This is a genomic window from Prevotella lacticifex (genome assembly GCF_019973375.1).
GTDB lineage: Bacteria > Bacteroidota > Bacteroidia > Bacteroidales > Bacteroidaceae > Prevotella > Prevotella lacticifex.
The window spans coordinates 352,600-368,768 of sequence record NZ_BPTV01000001.1; the positions used below are offsets into that span (position 1 = coordinate 352,600).

The 16,169-nt window shown below is 48.0% G+C and carries 15 protein-coding genes; 7 read left to right on the forward strand and 8 right to left on the reverse strand.

The genetic code is table 11. The features are described from left to right. Positions 1-2 precede the first annotated feature (2 nt). From LDN30_RS01350 to LDN30_RS01360, 3 genes are all read left to right on the forward strand, one after another. Entirely contained in the window at positions 3-1,649 is a 1,647-nt protein-coding gene (locus tag LDN30_RS01350; RefSeq protein WP_223928513.1) for a S41 family peptidase, read from the forward strand. Positions 1,650-1,693: 44 nt separating this feature from the next. Then, positions 1,694-2,119 carry an rRNA maturation RNase YbeY gene (gene ybeY, locus LDN30_RS01355; RefSeq protein ID WP_223926808.1) on the forward strand — a complete coding sequence of 142 codons (426 nt, stop codon included), beginning with the start codon at positions 1,694-1,696 and terminating at the stop codon, positions 2,117-2,119. A gap of 302 nt (positions 2,120-2,421) precedes the next feature. Beyond that, positions 2,422-3,075: an NAD(P)-dependent oxidoreductase gene (locus LDN30_RS01360; protein ID WP_223928514.1), complete on the forward strand. Its 654-nt coding sequence runs from the start codon at positions 2,422-2,424 to the stop codon at positions 3,073-3,075. A 364-nt stretch (positions 3,076-3,439) separates the two neighbouring features. On the opposite strand, the gene LDN30_RS01365 is transcribed toward LDN30_RS01360, so the two are convergent. Further along, positions 3,440-4,357, reverse strand: a complete 918-nt coding sequence (locus LDN30_RS01365; RefSeq protein ID WP_223928515.1) for an AEC family transporter — start codon at positions 4,355-4,357, stop codon at positions 3,440-3,442. A 569-nt stretch (positions 4,358-4,926) separates the two neighbouring features. On the opposite strand from LDN30_RS01365, the gene LDN30_RS01370 reads away from it, so the two are divergent. Genes LDN30_RS01370 through LDN30_RS01380 form a run of 3 tightly spaced genes read left to right on the forward strand, consistent with a single transcriptional unit; the run spans position 4,927 to position 9,184 of the window. Continuing rightward, on the forward strand, positions 4,927-6,402 hold the full coding sequence (locus LDN30_RS01370) for a tyrosine-type recombinase/integrase (protein ID WP_223928516.1): 1,476 nt from the start codon (positions 4,927-4,929) through the stop codon (positions 6,400-6,402). Positions 6,403-6,437: 35 nt separating this feature from the next. Continuing rightward, on the forward strand, positions 6,438-7,631 hold the full coding sequence (locus LDN30_RS01375; protein ID WP_223928517.1) for a PDDEXK nuclease domain-containing protein: 1,194 nt from the start codon (positions 6,438-6,440) through the stop codon (positions 7,629-7,631). A gap of 11 nt (positions 7,632-7,642) precedes the next feature. Then, positions 7,643-9,184: an RNA-binding domain-containing protein gene (locus tag LDN30_RS01380; RefSeq protein ID WP_223928518.1), complete on the forward strand. Its 1,542-nt coding sequence runs from the start codon at positions 7,643-7,645 to the stop codon at positions 9,182-9,184. A 66-nt stretch (positions 9,185-9,250) separates the two neighbouring features. Here LDN30_RS01380 and LDN30_RS01385 read toward each other — a convergent pair whose 3' ends face one another. The 5 genes from LDN30_RS01385 to LDN30_RS01405 all read right to left on the reverse strand — a co-directional run bounded on the left by LDN30_RS01385 (position 9,251) and on the right by LDN30_RS01405 (position 13,287). Beyond that, positions 9,251-9,931 (reverse strand): hypothetical protein, encoded by a 681-nt coding sequence (locus tag LDN30_RS01385; RefSeq protein WP_223928519.1) that lies wholly within the window; start codon positions 9,929-9,931, stop codon positions 9,251-9,253. A gap of 5 nt (positions 9,932-9,936) precedes the next feature. Continuing rightward, positions 9,937-10,299, reverse strand: a complete 363-nt coding sequence (locus tag LDN30_RS01390; protein ID WP_223928520.1) for a plasmid mobilization protein — start codon at positions 10,297-10,299, stop codon at positions 9,937-9,939. Positions 10,300-10,345: 46 nt separating this feature from the next. After that, entirely contained in the window at positions 10,346-11,566 is a 1,221-nt protein-coding gene (locus tag LDN30_RS01395; protein WP_143007188.1) for a relaxase/mobilization nuclease domain-containing protein, read from the reverse strand. A 225-nt stretch (positions 11,567-11,791) separates the two neighbouring features. Next, complete coding sequence (locus tag LDN30_RS01400; protein WP_223928521.1) at positions 11,792-12,952, reverse strand: hypothetical protein; 1,161 nt, start codon at positions 12,950-12,952, stop codon at positions 11,792-11,794. A 2-nt stretch (positions 12,953-12,954) separates the two neighbouring features. Then, a complete protein-coding gene (locus LDN30_RS01405; RefSeq protein ID WP_223928522.1) occupies positions 12,955-13,287 on the reverse strand; it encodes a DUF3853 family protein in 333 nt (110 codons plus the stop codon). 812 nt (positions 13,288-14,099) lie between these two features. On the opposite strand from LDN30_RS01405, the gene LDN30_RS01410 reads away from it, so the two are divergent. Then, complete coding sequence (locus tag LDN30_RS01410) at positions 14,100-14,606, forward strand: hypothetical protein (protein WP_223928523.1); 507 nt, start codon at positions 14,100-14,102, stop codon at positions 14,604-14,606. 12 nt (positions 14,607-14,618) lie between these two features. On the opposite strand, the gene LDN30_RS01415 is transcribed toward LDN30_RS01410, so the two are convergent. Both LDN30_RS01415 and LDN30_RS01420 read right to left on the reverse strand, forming a co-directional pair. Next, entirely contained in the window at positions 14,619-15,821 is a 1,203-nt protein-coding gene (locus tag LDN30_RS01415; protein WP_223927116.1) for a hypothetical protein, read from the reverse strand. A gap of 29 nt (positions 15,822-15,850) precedes the next feature. After that, positions 15,851-16,135, reverse strand: coding sequence for a hypothetical protein (locus tag LDN30_RS01420; RefSeq protein WP_223925384.1), 285 nt, complete (start codon positions 16,133-16,135; stop codon positions 15,851-15,853). Positions 16,136-16,169: the final 34 nt, after the last annotated feature.

Here is a 16,169-nt window from a genome sequence, read left to right on the forward strand (position 1 = left end):
TAATGTTACGATTCATCACCGACAAAAATACACTGGCAGGGACTTCTGCCGTCATATCCAATAACACGTTAAAGCGGGGCGGAACAGCACTGTTGCTGTTCCTCGTCCCGCTTTTTGTCTGTGCGCAGCTGACATTCCATACGTCGAAGAACAATCCGATGCGGAAACTTCAGTTCGCTGAGATGCTCATAAACAACGTCTACGTCGATTCTGTCGACGAGACAAAGCTTGTAGAGGACGGCATCCGCGGAATGCTGAAAGGCCTCGACCCCCACTCGTCGTATATGACTCCCGATGAGGCTAAAGCCATGCAGGAGAGTCTTGAGGGCGATTTCGACGGCATCGGGGTACAGTTCAACATCATCAACGACTCGTTGGTGGTCATCCAGCCGACCCTCAATGGACCGTCGGAGAAGGTCGGAATCCGTCCCGGCGACCGCATCGTGTGGGTCAACGACACGCTCATCGCAGGTGTGAAGATACCTAGGGCTACCATCATCAGGAAACTGCGTGGAAAGAAGGGCACCATCGTCCACCTCGGAGTCGTCCGTCCGGGAGTGAAAGGACGTCTTAATTTTGTCGTCAAGCGGGCCCCCATACCCGTCAAATCGGTTGAGGCAGCCTATATGATTCGTCCTCACACCGGTTATGTCCACATGTCGAGCTTTGGCGAGAAAACCCATCGCGAGTTCCTCCAGGCTGTCGACTCGCTGCGACGCCGGGGCATGGAGAACCTCATTCTCGACCTCGAGGACAACGGTGGCGGACTGATGGTGGCCGCGGCTTCCATTGCCAACGAGTTCCTCGACGATAACGACACCATCGTGTATATGTACGGCCGGCGGACACCGATGAAGGTCTACACCGCAAGGGGCAACGGAGCCCTGCGGGGAATAAAGACCTACGTCCTCGTCAACGAATATACCGCGTCGGCGGCAGAAATCGTCTCAGGGGCCCTTCAGGACAACGACAGGGCCACAATCGTCGGTCGCCGCACCTTCGGCAAGGGACTTGTGCAGCGTCCCGTCACCTTTGAGGACGGTAGTGCCATGCGCGTCACCATTGCTCATTACTACACTCCCTCTGGCCGATGCATCCAGAAACCATACAAGAAAGGCGATTCCGATGCCTATGAGCGCGACATCGAAAACCGGCTGAAGCACGGCGAGCTCACCAATGTCGACTCCATCCACCTCGACTCAACCCAGCAGTTCTACACCAAACGGCTGCACCGCGTCGTCTATGGAGGCGGTGGCATCATGCCCGACGTCTTTGTACCCCTCGATACAGCCAAGTTCACTCACTTCCACCGTCAGCTCATGGCTAAGAACGTAGTCATCGACCAGCTGCTCAACTACGTCGACCACAACAGAAAGCAGATACTCCGGCAGTACAAGACCTTCAACGCCTTCAAGGATGGCTACAGCGTGCCCGACGCCTTCATCAGCTCGTTGCTCACGGTGGCAAAGGCCAAGGGGCTCGAACCTAAGGACTCAGCCGAGCTACGGACCACCATCCCCGCTCTGAAAACGCAGCTCAAGGCCCTCATAGCCCGCGACTTATGGTCGCTGAACGAGTATTTCGAGATATGGAACGACGAGAACGATGTGCTCCAGCGTACATTGCGGCTCATCGACAGCGGCAAATAGCTTGGCATAATAATAAGTACGAAAACCCCTAAAAGACACAGAATATGATTACTTACAACACCGATGGAGTGAAAATGCCAAAGTTCCACAAGCGCAAGGCCAACAAATGGATACGCGCCGTGGCCGATACCTACGGCCGAAAAGTGGGCGAGATTGGCTATATGTTCGTCGACGACGAGAAGATTCTCGACACCAACCGTCAGTATCTCGGCCACGACTATTACACCGACATCATCACCTTCGACTACGACGAGGGCGACACCATCAACGGCGACATTGTCATCTCGCTCGATACGGTGCGCTCCAACGCCGAGAAATTCGGCAAGGCCTACGACGATGAGTTCCACCGCGTGCTCATCCACGGCATCCTTCACCTCTGCGGTATCAACGACAAAGGGCCCGGCGAGAGGGAAATCATGGAGGCCAACGAGAACAAGGCCCTTGCTCTCCTCGCTGCTATGAAGGAATGATAGTTCACCGATATGCTGGCTTTTACCTACTGCTGATAGCCTCCGGAAATTAACATCAGGTTAAAGCAAGTTAACGTTGCTTCCCCGTCACCTACTATCCACCCATTTCCTACCAAAAGGTTAGTAGATGACGGGGAAGTGCGTTCTTGCACAGTCCTTTCTTTTTCTCTATCTTTGCAATCGGAAATAAGAGTATAGCCAGCAACTCGCTGTCCCGGCAGGGAAATGCCGCGGTGAGCCGTCACGGCAACCGCTCTTATATACAAGACAAATATTCACATCATAAAAGAAAGGACAAAGTTATGGCAAACGTAGTATTAATCGGCGCAACAGGATTCGTAGGCTCAGCAGTTCTCAACGAACTTCTCTCTCGTGGTCACAAGGTGACGGCAGTGGTCCGTCATGCCTCCAAACTCCCCGCTAACGATAACCTCACGGCAGTGGAAGAGGACGTTGCCGACGTCGATGCCATCGCCGCCATCGCCAAGGGCAAGGATACCGTCATCTCGGCTTATAACCCCGGCTGGTCGAATCCCGACATCAAGCGTCTCATAGAGGTAAACTATCCCAAGATCGTTGAGGCCGTGAAGAAGAGCGGCGTAGGCCGTCTGCTCATCGTCGGCGGTGCCGGCACACTCTTCGTCAAACCCGGACTGCGTGTCGTCGACTCAGGTGCCATTCCCGCCGAGATTATGGACGGTGTGCGGCCCTTGGGCGACTTCTATCTCAACTACCTCACCAAGGAACACGACCTCGACTGGGTGTTCTTCTCTCCTGCCGGTGAATTCGATGCCGACGGTCTGCGCACCGGTAAGTTCCGTCTCGGTAAGGACGACCTCGTCGTCGACCCCGCCACAGGCACCAGCCATATCTCCGTCAAGGACTATGCCGTTGCCATGGTCGACGAACTTGAGAAGCCTGCCCACCACAAGGAGCGCTTCACCATCGGCTATTAATATCATCCAGATGCCGCAAACCGGCTAAGGTATCTGCGTAATCAGCGAAACCGGCGTGAGAATTGTATCTTCTACCTCGCGCTGATTTCGCTTTTTTTATATATCAACGAACAAGCGACTATATACCTTTGCCGGGTAAGGAAAGGCAGGGTTAGGGGGACATTTGCGGACAATGGATAAGTATAATGTCGGCGTCGGAAAAAAAATGTAGAGATTCGGGCGCACTGGATATTTCCCGTGGCCCCGTAATCTGTGTAATCTGTGAGTGGATCAAATGCGAGGAATCTGCGCGCTATGGGTCATCCAGCGGGGTGGGGGATGGCAGCAACGCCGGTGATGGTTGATTGCTTGCCATGCATCGTTATTAATGGAAGATAAGGGTGATGAGGGGTATGGTGAAGATGGAGGCCACGGTGCTTAGGAACGTGAGCTCGGTCATAAGCGTCACGTCGCGCCCATACTTCATACAGAACATGGTGCCAAAGGAGGCAACGGGCATGGCTATCACCACTGTATTGATGTCGTTGACGAGGGCGTTGACTCCCATGAGACGGAAAAGAAAATAGAGCACGATAGGCACTGCGCCCAACCGCAGGGCCGTCACGGCATAGACAAGACGGTTGCCCAACATGTCGCGCAGGGGCAGTGAGGCCATGGTGGCTCCTATCACCATCAGCGAGGCCGGGACGGTGATGTTGCCCACCATCGTTACCGGACGGGCGATGAGGGGACTGACGTGCAGTTTTAAGGCTACGATGACGACGGCTGCATAGGCAGCTAACAGACCGGGACTGAACAACACCTTGAAATCGAAACGGTGTTTCTGTCCGCTGCTGTCGTGACCCTTAATCAGGTCGACACCCACGGTGAAGATGAAGAATGTGTTGGCCATATTGAGCAATGCGGCATAGAATACGGCGGCATGACCGAAGATGGAGGCTACGATGGGATAGCCGATGAACCCCACATTGGCAAACATCAGTGCAAAGCCGATGATACCGTGGTCGGAGGCTTTTTGCGTGAGGGCTCGCGGCACGAGATAGGCCACAACGGTGAGAATGACGTAAGTGAGCACACCCACACCTAAGAGGGGCAGGATGAGCCTGCGGTCGGGCATCGTATCGCCCATCACCGACGAAAGGATAAGCAACGGACACGTCACATCCACTACAATAGCTGAGAGCTGGCGGCAGAAGTCGACACTCATATAACGCAGTTTGGCAAGCATATAGCCTAAGATGACGATGATAAACAGAGTTATCATCACACTGAAATTTTCCATAACATGGCAAAGTTACCAATAAATTACGATAACATTGTTCTCTGTGTCCGATTTTTTTTGTACTGTGCCCGAATTTTACCGCGCCGAGCGGAGCAACGAATAAAACGATGAAATAGCGATGTTAATATATTTTAAGCCGCTTATGCGCCTTATTGCCGCGCTTCGTCGCAAAAAAAAATCTATCATTGGTAAGACGTTGATAGTAACGGAAATAGCTGCATCCATGGCAAGGTCGAAAGAAAAAAGATGGCGATTCGCAGTTGGATAACAGCACTGTGGTTTTCTCAATGATTTCCCAATACGAAAATCAGCGGCTTGGAAATGTTCCTAAGTCGCTGATTTTGAGTGTGGACCAGATAGGGCTTGAACCTATGACCTCCAGATTATGAGTTTGGGAGGATGATATTTAATGATTTTTAGCTAAAATAATTCGTGTTGATTATCAATGAGTTAGTAATTTTGTGATTGTTAAAGATAGGCTATTAAACCCTATATCAAACTTAATTTGTTTTCCCATTGTTTTCCCGGTTTTCCGGGAAAACATCGGGAAAACACAGATAGACTACAGTATGGGAGACAAGAAATTACAGACCACATTCCGTACAATGAGATACGGAGCCTGCACATTCTCGCTTATCCTCGATAAGCGCCATCCGAAGGTGAAGAAGGACACCTTCCCAGTAGCCATGCGCTATACGATAGACCGGAAGTCATGGTATCATTACATTGAGGGGGAGTATACGGAGCGTGACTTTTCACGCATTTGTACGCTTAATGCCCGATCGGTTCGGTCGGATGCCTACGAGAAGAAGTTGGAGTTTGACAGACTGTTCGACAAGTATAGTGGCATCATCTCGAAGCTTGGCAATAATCTGTCGTTAGACCGTATCAAAATGGTAATCCTTGGCGTAGGTACGCACAAGGAGGCTACCTTCATGAGTGTATGGGAAGATATGATCCATAAACTCAAGACAGAGAATGACGGAGCCCGTTGCACGACGGCTGAGTCGTATGAGTACGCTTTGCGTTCATTCCGGAAGATTATGTGGAAGCACCCTATAACTGGGTTCAAGATAGGGAAGGAGGAGATAGAGCAGTGGAGTGACGGGATGAAGAATGGGGTAAAGGATGCCCAGGGAGAGACTGCCGGCAAGATCAGTGATACAACTCGCGGCATCTATCTGCGCTGCTGCCGTGCAGTCTGGAACGAGTGCGTACGGCAAGGGTACCTTGTCAACAAGGAATATCCTTTCTCCAATATCCGACAGAAGGATCTTGTGGCTATTCCTAACGGGAAGACGCGCAAGGACCGTTATCTGACGGTTGAGCAGATGACACGGCTCTATCAGGTGTTCATCAACAATGAAAAGTCAGATAGCTGGAAGAGTGGCTATGCAGAGAAAGCTCACCGCTCGCTCGGGTTGTTCCTGGTCCAGTATCTCTGCAATGGCTTCAACCTTGTGGATGCCAGTGAACTGCGTTATAATTCCTATTACTTCAATTCTGAGCGAAGAGCGTTTAAGTTCAACCGCATCAAGACTACGAACAGGAGTGAGAGTGGATCAGAGGTCATCATCCCTATCATCCCGGCTCTTCAGCGTATCTTGGACGACATCGCTGCAAAACCCAAGTTGAATGCTCTCGTCTTCCCTTATATCCTTGATGGGGCAACAACGAAAGCGGAGAAGCGCGTGCGCACGTCAGCAGAGAACTCCAACATTCAGGACCGTGTCATCAAGATCTGTCAGGATGTGCTTCATTGGGAAGTAAGGCCTTCGGGTACCTGGTGCCGCCATTCCTTTGCCACCAATCTTCGTAATGCCGGTGTGGACATCAATTACATCTCTGAGAGTATGGGGCATAGTTCGAGTGACCATTCCATCACGGAACTCTACATAGACCACTATCCCTTGGAAAAGCAGATGGAATACAACTCTCTGTTGCTCAACCTTGAAGGGAAGAAGACCAAGCATGAGCTGCTCGTAGAGCAGTTGTCATCGATGTCAACAGAAGAATTGGCAGCATTGCTTGCGCAATCAAAATAAATGCCTTATATTTGTAGCCACAACAGAAAACGCCTATGGACAGTAATAAACCACATTTCGTTTCATCCGCATTCAAGAAGGATGAGGAGTATATACATTGGCTCCAGAAAGTCAAAGAGCAATATCGCAGCAGTCAGGCAAAGGCAGCTATGAGGGTTAACGATGCCATGATCGAGTTCTATTGGAAGCTCGGTCATGACATTGTGGATCTGAAGGCTGAATCCAAGTGGGGGACTGGAGTGATAGAACAACTGAGCCTGGATATGAAGACTGCTTTTCCAGATGTAAGAGGATTCTCAACTACAAATCTGTGGTATGTCAAGCAATGGTATGTATTCTACAGTAAGCAGTATTCAAAAATGCAACGGGCTGTTGCAGAATTACAAAAACTAATAAAACTCCCACAAGTTGTGGGAGAATTATTCGGTAAAGAAAAACTGCCACAACTTGTAGCAGAAGTAGGACAGTCGCCAAAAGTCCCACAAGCTGCGGGAGTTTTGGCCTATCCACGTTTCTTCAGTCTCGTTCCTTGGGGACATCATCGTCTCATCATCAATAAGTGCAAAGATATTGACGAAGCTATCTTCTATCTCCTTAAGGACATTGATGGTCATTGGAGCCGCAGTGTTCTTGAAGACTTCATCGCAGAGGGCCTATATCAAGCGCAGGGTAGTTTGCCATCCAACTTCGATACAACCTTGCCCGAGGACTATAGCGCGAAGGTGAAGGAAGTGTTGAAGGATCCTTATGACTTCGGTTTCTTGAAGATGCCTCTCAAATATCAGGAGCGTGACCTTGAGGATGCACTCACTCACAATATCACCCGCTTCCTCCTGGAACTTGGCAAAGGTTTTACTTTCTATGGCAGGCAGGTGGAACTGGTTGTGTCTGGCACGTCTTACTTCCTCGATATGCTGTTCTATCATGTTCGGTTGAAGTGCTACGTGGTAGTGGAGTTGAAGGTCACCGATTTCAAGCCGGAATATGTGGGCAAACTTAACTTCTATGTCACTGCCGTAGACCGTTTACTGAAACAGGACGACGATAAGCCGACAATCGGTCTCTTGATTTGCAAGTCGAAGGACAACACAAAGGTGGAATGGTCATTCGATGGGCTGAACAAACCTATCGGTGTTGCCGCTTACGACCTGAAGCGCTTCCTGCCAACCTCTGAGGAGATGGAATCACAGATCCGTCTGATGATGGATGAGCACGACAATAATACGTAAATAACCGTTTTATGAGCAATAAGAAATTCATCGCAGAATGCACAACATATGACTTCAAGCAAGCATTGGAGCGTAGAAAGGTTAAATCATGGCTGAAGTCAGTCTCCGCTTTCGCCAATACCGAGGGAGGCAGTCTGTTCTTTGGCGTTGCTGATGATGGTAGCGTCATCGGGTTGGATGATGTCCAGTCGGATGCAGAATTCATCAGCGAGATCATCAAGACGAGAATCGATCCTATTCCGGATATGGTTCTGACGCCATTTGAGCGCGAAGGCAAGCACTTGCTTGAGGTTGCCATTAAACCGGGACAGACGACACCTTATTATTACTACGAGAACGGTGCACGTACAGCTTTTGTGCGGGTTGGCAACGAGAGCGTAGAGTGTAATAGCCAGCAGCTATTGTCTTTGGTGCTGCGTGGCTCCGGTCATACTTGGGATAGCCTGAAAAGCCAGGAACATGCCGACAAGTATTCGTTCCGTATGCTTGCCAATACCTATGAGAAGCGGACACATCAGCAGTGGAATGACAAGTTGATTGAGTCTTTCGGTCTTGTCACTTCTGATGGGTACCTGACTAATGCTGGGTTATTATTTGCCGATAATTGTCCTGTCTACCAGTCGCGTTCCTTCTGTACGCGTTGGACAGGCCTGCAGAAAGATGATGCCATCAACGATTCAGAGTATCAGGGCAATCTCATCTATCTCCTTGAAATGACCACAAGCTTCATCAGAGCTAACACGGCAACGCGATGGTATAAGTTGCCTACGCACCGGATGAATATACCGGAATATTCTGACCGTGCCATATTGGAGGCAGTCGTTAACCATCTTATTCATCGTGACTATATCGTGATGGGAAGCGAGCTGCATGTGGATATCTACGACAATCGTATAGAGTTCTACACCCCGGGCGGAATGTATGATGGTGGCCAGCCTATCCAGAATCGTGATATCGACACCGTACCATCGCGTCGTCGTAACCCCGTCATTGCAGATGTCTTTGCCCAATTGGACTACATGGAGAAGCGTGGCTCTGGTCTTAAGAAAATGCAGAATCTGGAGTCGACACTTCCTACGTACAAAGGAGTACTGACGCCAACGTTCCGCAGTGACCCTCATGCATTCTTCACGACCTTCAGGAACGTGAACTATGGTCTTACGGATGACGATTTCCTGCAGATTATTGGTGACCATGGGGAAGGTGTCATAGGGGTAGGTATACCAAAAACTACCCCCAAAGGTATACTAAAAGGAGAAAGTTCACCAGAAACCAGCTCTAAAGGTATACCAAAACAAGGTATACCAAAAGGAAAGGCTATACTAAAACGAGGTATACTAAAACCATTGGGTAAAACTGCTCAACTGATTATAGATATGATGGTCTCTGATCCAACATCAACTACGGAAGACTTTGCAGCTGCTGCTCATGTTTCAATTCCTGCTATCAAGAAGCATCTAAAGAATTTAACAGAAAAAGGAATCATAACCCGAGTTGGGGCTGCTCGTGGTGGTTTCTGGAAAGTCTTGAATCCGAATAAGGATCAATCATAGCTTGCTACTACTATTAGGGCAAGAGCCCGCAAGCTATCTAATCGAATGCTTGCGGGCTCTGTCATCTTAGTCGTTGTTCTCCTGGCGCTCCTTCCAGCGGCGGAAGGTGTTGGGATTGTTCTGTCTCATGTATATGCCGAAGGCAGCAGCATCCTTATTGGTTTTCTCCCGCTGATCAGCTTCCTGACAGCACTCCTCATACTCTGCAGCCTTGTCAGCATATTCGTTAGCTTTTACTATTCCTCCAATAACTGCTGTGACTGCTATGATGACAATCAATACAAGTGTCAGAATATAGTAGACACGGTTCTTGTAGAATGAATTGAGCAGTTTGGCATGCTCGTCACAGAGGAACGCTTCCACTTTGTCAGGGATCTTGCTTAGCAGTTTCTTAATCCATGTCGCCAAATCCTTCTTGAACTCTTCCAACATATAAGTGTTGGCATGGATACAGTCCATGAGATCCTTCCGTCCCTCACGGTCTGCGAAGTCCTTGGGAGTGCCATCCTCATTGAGGTAGACATTGCAGAGCTCTGCTGAGAGGTCAAACATCCTGTCTGAGCTCTCCTTGTTCTCTTGAGCACTCTTCTCCATGGACTTGGCTGATTCTGCCATGGACTTGACGATCTTGTCAAGATCGGCCTTGGTGATGTTTCCTACCATACCGGTCATATCCTTTCCCGGCTTGTCTGCAACTGGGTTAGAGACATAGTCTCCGAGTCCCTTCTTCTTGTTGTTGAAATCCATACTCTTCATGATTTATCGAGGTTAGACTTAAGTTGTTTGATGTCGGTGATCAGTGACATTGCCTTGGCAATGTCGCTCTTGTTAGAGCCATTGGTATTCATGTGCCGCACCAATTGGTTAAGGTTGTTGCCCAGGTTGGTGAGCGTCTGACGGTAGCTGCGGGTGTCGGGACTGAGGTCTCTGACCTTCCGTCCAAGGATAACCTGACGGCAGTAAGCCGATGGCTTGTGTCCTTTCAGCGCTGCGTTGTTCGCAACCTGCTTCATCTGCTCTTCTGTCAAGCGGATGGTGATACGGCAAGGCATGGTCATCTTTGGCTCCACTGCCTTTACCTGCTGTTTTGATTTTGTTGTTGTCTTCTTTCTCATAGTGAAATGTGTTATTGAATATTTCAATTTAAGGACGAATTTGTTATTAGTAGCCGTAATAGCCGGATTCCAAGCGCCACTTCTCATCGAGATCGTCACTGCTTCCGTGATGCCCTCCGACTTCATGTTCCCGGTTTTGACCATGAGCAGCACCTCCTGAGGCATTGAGAATACCAGAGCCTTTTCGGCCATAGGAAGTCTTTGCGGTTTTGGTCGCCTTGGAATTGCCTGTAGTTCGCTTGACTGTCTTCCTACTCGTTGTAGCAGCCTTTGCTTCCGCAGCCTTGCGTTCTTTCTCTACCTTGGCTTTGAGTTCCTGATACTTCTTGGTGCCGACCTTATCAATGCGCTCCTTAACTGTCACGTTGACATTCAGTCTTTGGAGTAGTAGCAGATCTACGCCGAGTTCCTTCTCGATGGAGTAGGTACGAGTTTTATCGTCGTCCTCGTCGAAAATCTCGGCATACAGACACTGCTCATACGGATCGCGATAGAGGCTAATGCCTTCTGAGACTAGCCGACTGAGGAAGTTGGCATCGGTGGTAGTCTTGTCCTGTGCCAGTTTCTCAATCATGTACTTGCACCTCTGCTTGCGCTGCTGTGCCCTGATGGCTCTGCGCTGCCGCTCCTTTAATTCACCCGGATCTTTCTCTACACGTGTATAGGTGCGTTTCTTATTCTGCTCTTTGCATGACAGATGTCTCTCATCCGCATCGGAAGGTAGAGGATCTTCCTTCCTTGTTCCGACAGCCTTCTGATGTTGCCGTTCCAGATACAAGGCACGGGGTGCTGCCTCGAGTCCATATTCCTCACTGACCTTGGCTGCCGCGCGAACAGCATTCTTCTTGATGAAAGAATCACGTAGTCGTCTGCCATCGACCGTCGTTGTGAGGATAGCAATGTGAAAGTGCTCGTTGTCTGTGTTCTCATGATGGGCTACGACAAACGGACAGTCAAAGACATTGTTTCCCCTTTGGTCAAGCTCGCGCATGAAGGCATCTATCACATTGCGTTCGAACTCCACGCGGTCAGCCGGATTGTCAATACTTCTTATCTTCTCCGTGTCACCGTTACTCATCGAGATAATGATGTGGTAGCACATCGGTGAGTACTTATTGGCTATTGCCAGCCAATCATCAGCCATCTCCTTAGGCGTCTGTCCTTCGAGAGTCTCATTGAGGTAGAATACTTCACCTCCCTTCTCCGAATTTTGTCCGTAGCTGAGCGTGTAGGTCACGTTGTCTGATCGTAATACTTTTGCTATCATCTTAGATATATCTTTGTTGTTAATGTCAGACATTTCCCGCAAAGGAAGTCGAAGCTTAGCGAAGACTTCCCGGGTCTCGGGGTTTCCCTGAGCAAGGGTGGCTTGGCGGACAATCTCGGAGAGTTGTCAGACAAAGCCACATCTTGCACTATCAACCCGTTCGAGACATCATTTGCATGGCACTGTCATTCGTTGATCATACCCTTTGTCAGACAATGTCTGCCATCACAGTCCCCACCCTTTATGCTTGGGCTCCAAGGTGAGATTTTGAACAGGACCGGTACCCTTAGCAATCTTGTCGGACTTTTCTGCCTCCTGCTGTCCTTCTTCAGAAGATTGGTTCGTCAGACACTGTGAGTTCGATGTCTTGTCCGTTGTCAGACGGTTCGTATCTTTCAGCGATGGGGAGATAGCCTCTTCGTTGTCAGACATCTTCACGACATACTTCTCATAAATGTCCGACGGCATCTGCATCCTCATTCGGGAGGCAAGAGATTCGTAACCTTTGAAAATGTCAGAACGGTTTACTGCTGTCCCCTTGCAGGCATCGTTGATATCCTTGAACATTTGTCTGCCATCAGCCGTGTTGGGGAAGAATGTCTTGACCGACAAGAAGTCGGGATTGTCACGGATGAACTGCTGCGCCTTCTCGATGTTCTGTCTGCCATTGATGATGAGGTGGTAGGTACTGCTGAAGGACTGGCTCACCTGGTTCTTGTGCCACATCTCCATCATGGCGAGAAAGTCAGATGGACTGTCGTAGACGAAGCAGTACTGGTTCTTCTTGATCTTGCCGATGGTGGTGATTGTACTTTCATCATAAGGTCTCCAGGCAGTGTCGCAGAAGACCATCCAGTTATCATTGTCGGCAGGGAAAGCCAACAGAAACCTATCCTTCGACTTCTGAGGGTCATTGACCTCGACTTGCTTGCAGAACTGGTCAAGCACATCTGTGGAGATGCCGTGGCGGGTCATCAGTTCATAAACGGATTCGTCGATGTTGTCGGTCAACGTCGTCCTGAACTTACCTAATCTTACTGTTGTCGTCGGGAAACTGCCCGGCAGAGTCTCAGATTCCTGATAGGCATTGAGCATGAGCTCCATGTGGTCATGATAATTGCCGTCGAAGTCACGAGGCTTGAAATTCAGATAGTCGATAAGTTCAGCCGTCTGACCATGTACACCGTCCTTACGCGATATCCATTCGTTGCGGGCCATGTTGACTGTGAAATCAGCGATGAAGCCGTTAGCGTTAACTATCGCACGGTAATGACGGAGCGACTGAACCTGCTCATAGTAGGGGAACCGCATGGCGGTGAGGAGGTCTGAGATAGGCACCTTGTTCATCTCAGAGCGTGAAACGAAAGTTGGAATGTTGTAAATCATAGTCATGCACACACCTCCTTTCCTTGTTTCTTGGCTTTGGCGGCCAACTCGAGAGCGAGATCAGCGTCAATGACTATCTTGCGGCCCACCTGTGTAATGGCACCGTCGATGATGCCACTGCGTTTGATACGGTTGGCAGTCGGGATGCTGCATCCGAAGATGTCTGCGATACCCTTGATACCATAGACTAAGTGCCTTGGCTTTTCGTCATCCGTAGAGTGGTTAATAGATTTGTCGGATAGAACCGACAGATTGCTCATAAGGAAGATAAATTCCTCTCCGGTCATTGCACAAACGTGCTTTTGAAGAAGATCGTTTAAATTGTAGGTCTTCATACGAAAGTTTAGTTAGATTAGTAATAAGTTTAGTGCCCTTATCGACACCACGTTGAACCGGTTGTCAATAGCTTGACGGTTGCAAAGGTAGGTATATTTCAACTACAATTCAGAGTATGCCCAAACAAAATGCAGAAATAATGCGTTTTTTCTTGAAAAAAGTCGTTTTTCGGATAAAAACACCTTATTAGTAGCCATTTTTTGGTGAGGTAGACGTCTTCATCAATCAGCAAATTCCCACCCTTCAAAAAATATTTTTAAAATTTCCCTTGAAAAGTTGATGTAAATCAAAATATTTGTTTATATTTGCAACCGAGAACCATGCTCGAAGCCCAGAGGGAGGCTTAGTAGGGTGCGACCACCCTACTCGTGCTCTCCCCGTTATCGGGGAACAGGAAAGTGGTCGTCCTTCATGCAGAAGCCCGCAAAGGGTGGGGAAGAGATGCTCATGAGGAGCTTCTTGGCATTGGGGATCATATATATGATTAAGGCGTTTATCTGACGCTTTGTTCTTGACGGATAGAAATTCTCGCAAAGTTTCGACTGTAGTCAAGGATGAGGCAGCGATAGATGTCCATGGGTGTGTAGTCACCAAGCCGGAGGTATACCTTATTGTATATAAGGTATGCCAATGGTGTGATATACATATCGGCGTGGGCTTCTGCGTTGCTCGTTCAACTACAGTGGGCAATGCGAGAAGCCTCTATCCGTGGGACGAGTGACGATAAGACTCCCACGCTTTTTTCGTGTATAAAAAATAGATACTAAATTTTATGTGTCAGGGGAGTAGCACATTGTAATGAATTCCATTTATGAATTTACGTGAATTTATAACGAAGTATCTAATTGAGGAGGTAGGAAAGATTAAAAGTGATCATCCTTTCCTCGCATTTTCTGTTATGAGCATTGGAATAGAATTCCTAGGGAAGTGTTTGAATTATACTACCATAGAAGATATTTGCGGAGATGCGGGAAAAGGGGAAAGTGCAAATAACTTCAATTATGCAGTATGTAACCTGAAATCATTTGCGAAGTATAGCTTTTTGTGTGATTCATCATTGGATAGTGGAAATTGGCTGTATCACCATCTAAGATGTGGTTTTGCACACAATTTTATGGTAAAACAAGGCTTATCCCTCTCCGGTGGGTCGAATGACTTTAGCGATAAAACGAACATTATAATAGGATGTAAAGATTTCTACGATGATTTCTATAGTGCATGTTGTGAACTTATGGAGATGGAAGATAAGGCTTCATTGATGGCTGAGAACTTTGTAGATGAGGAAAATAACATAACAGGTACAACAACTAATAATTAGGCTGTCAAAAATTTAAGCCGTTTTTCGTTTCTTACTTTTGAGGTCCAACATTCTCCTTACTTGCCAATTGTCAAGCAGAGTCATTTCTTTCCAATCCTTTATATCAGCCATTCTCACGCATTCCATTTTCTCCTTGAAGTCAATCTTTCTTCTCTTTTTGCTGTCCGTAACTTTTCCGTACAGAGGCAAGGCCAGAACTATGGGCGTTATCCCACAGTGTTTGTTTTTCGGCTGTATGCTTTTATAAACGCCGAAAGTTGATTCTATGATATCCGACGTGATGTTGTGGCATTCGTCCTTTGATTTAAGAAGGGCGCACTCTTCATTTATGTAACGCCTTATGGCACGACCGACTCTTTTGCATCCTTCTGCTATTTCGTCCTTCCGCAACAGATTGATCCAGATGTAATCCTTGCAGTACTTTGCAGAGGTATGCGAAAGACCTTCTTTCTTTACTTTCGTGAATACAACGTCAACTGTTTCCATTACATGGTAGAGCTCTGTAACTAGCTCCTTATAGTCAAGCACAAACGTATAGGCAGCCTTCTGGCTTTCGCCAAGATCGTCATAGACTTGGAGTATGGCCCAAGCCCATTCCACCCACTTTGACATATTCATGAACCTCGATATGGTCCGTAACTTTGGCGGGAGCAGATATGCGTTAGCGGTAAGCTGATATGACAATCTCTTCTTGTTCATTATATCCATAAATTCCTTGAAATCAGTTCTTTCCTTGTATTCGTCCTCAAGAATAAGACCAATCGTGTGACTGATGTCTCGATGGCGCGGGACATCAGCTAACTCTGCTCCCTTCCTGAGATTATGCCCGTTGTCGCTGACAATATATTTTGGAGTCTTTCCGATTTTGTCCTTCAGTTTTATTATCTCCCTTTCTACGTCTCCGGCTTTCCATGATGACGATACAGCCATTGCCAGCACCTCGACATCCCCATGCTTCAATGTCTTGCCCTCGTGCTGTGCTGGAGCTGCGAGAATAACCAGCAACTTCTGACTTCCGACGGTGATACTCTCGTCTATAATGATAGAGTATTCCTTCCCTCTGAACTTATTACATGAGTCAAGATACTCTACGATACCAGCCTTGAGCAGCCAATTCTCAATTGTCTGGTGTGATGGTATTACACCGAGGGCACCGCCGAGAAAGTCATTGAATAACTCCAATCCGTTGACGATTGAACGAAATCCGCATCCCATGCGGATGTACATGCACACGGCCAAAGCTATCACTTCCGCCCAGAATGAGTGTCCTTTAACTGGCGTGAAAGCAAGTCGAACAATTCCTCCGTCGTGTTCAGACTCAAACGACGTTTTTTTTTGAGCTCTGTATCCTTGGCCTTGCTCTCCTTCTTCAACTCCTTGTACTTGTCTTTCCATTTTTTACTACTCTTGTCTTTAGCCATAATTGAAGCTTCTAATTTTTTAATCTTAGCCGATGCTGCCTTTTCCTTCTCGTTCTTCTTAGCGAGTAATGCTTCCAGTCTCTTTATTTTTGCACTTTCTTTTGTCATAATATTTTACTTTACATTGTTATATTTTCTATGT

Bases quoted from the DNA above. Each gene is read 5' to 3' on its own strand.
- LDN30_RS01350 (WP_223928513.1), top strand. From the start codon at position 3: ATGTTACGATTCATCACCGACAAAAATACACTGGCAGGGACTTCTGCC.
- LDN30_RS01415 (WP_223927116.1), bottom strand. From the start codon at position 15,821: ATGGGATGCGGATTTCGTTCAATCGTCAACGGATTGGAGTTATTCAAT.
- ybeY (WP_223926808.1), top strand. From the start codon at position 1,694: ATGATTACTTACAACACCGATGGAGTGAAAATGCCAAAGTTCCACAAG.
- LDN30_RS01400 (WP_223928521.1), bottom strand. From the start codon at position 12,952: ATGATTTACAACATTCCAACTTTCGTTTCACGCTCTGAGATGAACAAG.
- LDN30_RS01390 (WP_223928520.1), bottom strand. From the start codon at position 10,299: ATGAGAAAGAAGACAACAACAAAATCAAAACAGCAGGTAAAGGCAGTG.
- LDN30_RS01365 (WP_223928515.1), bottom strand. From the start codon at position 4,357: ATGGAAAATTTCAGTGTGATGATAACTCTGTTTATCATCGTCATCTTA.
- LDN30_RS01405 (WP_223928522.1), bottom strand. From the start codon at position 13,287: ATGAAGACCTACAATTTAAACGATCTTCTTCAAAAGCACGTTTGTGCA.
- LDN30_RS01420 (WP_223925384.1), bottom strand. From the start codon at position 16,135: ATGACAAAAGAAAGTGCAAAAATAAAGAGACTGGAAGCATTACTCGCT.
- LDN30_RS01380 (WP_223928518.1), top strand. From the start codon at position 7,643: ATGAGCAATAAGAAATTCATCGCAGAATGCACAACATATGACTTCAAG.
- LDN30_RS01385 (WP_223928519.1), bottom strand. From the start codon at position 9,931: ATGGATTTCAACAACAAGAAGAAGGGACTCGGAGACTATGTCTCTAAC.
- LDN30_RS01410 (WP_223928523.1), top strand. From the start codon at position 14,100: ATGAATTTACGTGAATTTATAACGAAGTATCTAATTGAGGAGGTAGGA.
- LDN30_RS01395 (WP_143007188.1), bottom strand. From the start codon at position 11,566: ATGATAGCAAAAGTATTACGATCAGACAACGTGACCTACACGCTCAGC.
- LDN30_RS01360 (WP_223928514.1), top strand. From the start codon at position 2,422: ATGGCAAACGTAGTATTAATCGGCGCAACAGGATTCGTAGGCTCAGCA.
- LDN30_RS01370 (WP_223928516.1), top strand. From the start codon at position 4,927: ATGGGAGACAAGAAATTACAGACCACATTCCGTACAATGAGATACGGA.
- LDN30_RS01375 (WP_223928517.1), top strand. From the start codon at position 6,438: ATGGACAGTAATAAACCACATTTCGTTTCATCCGCATTCAAGAAGGAT.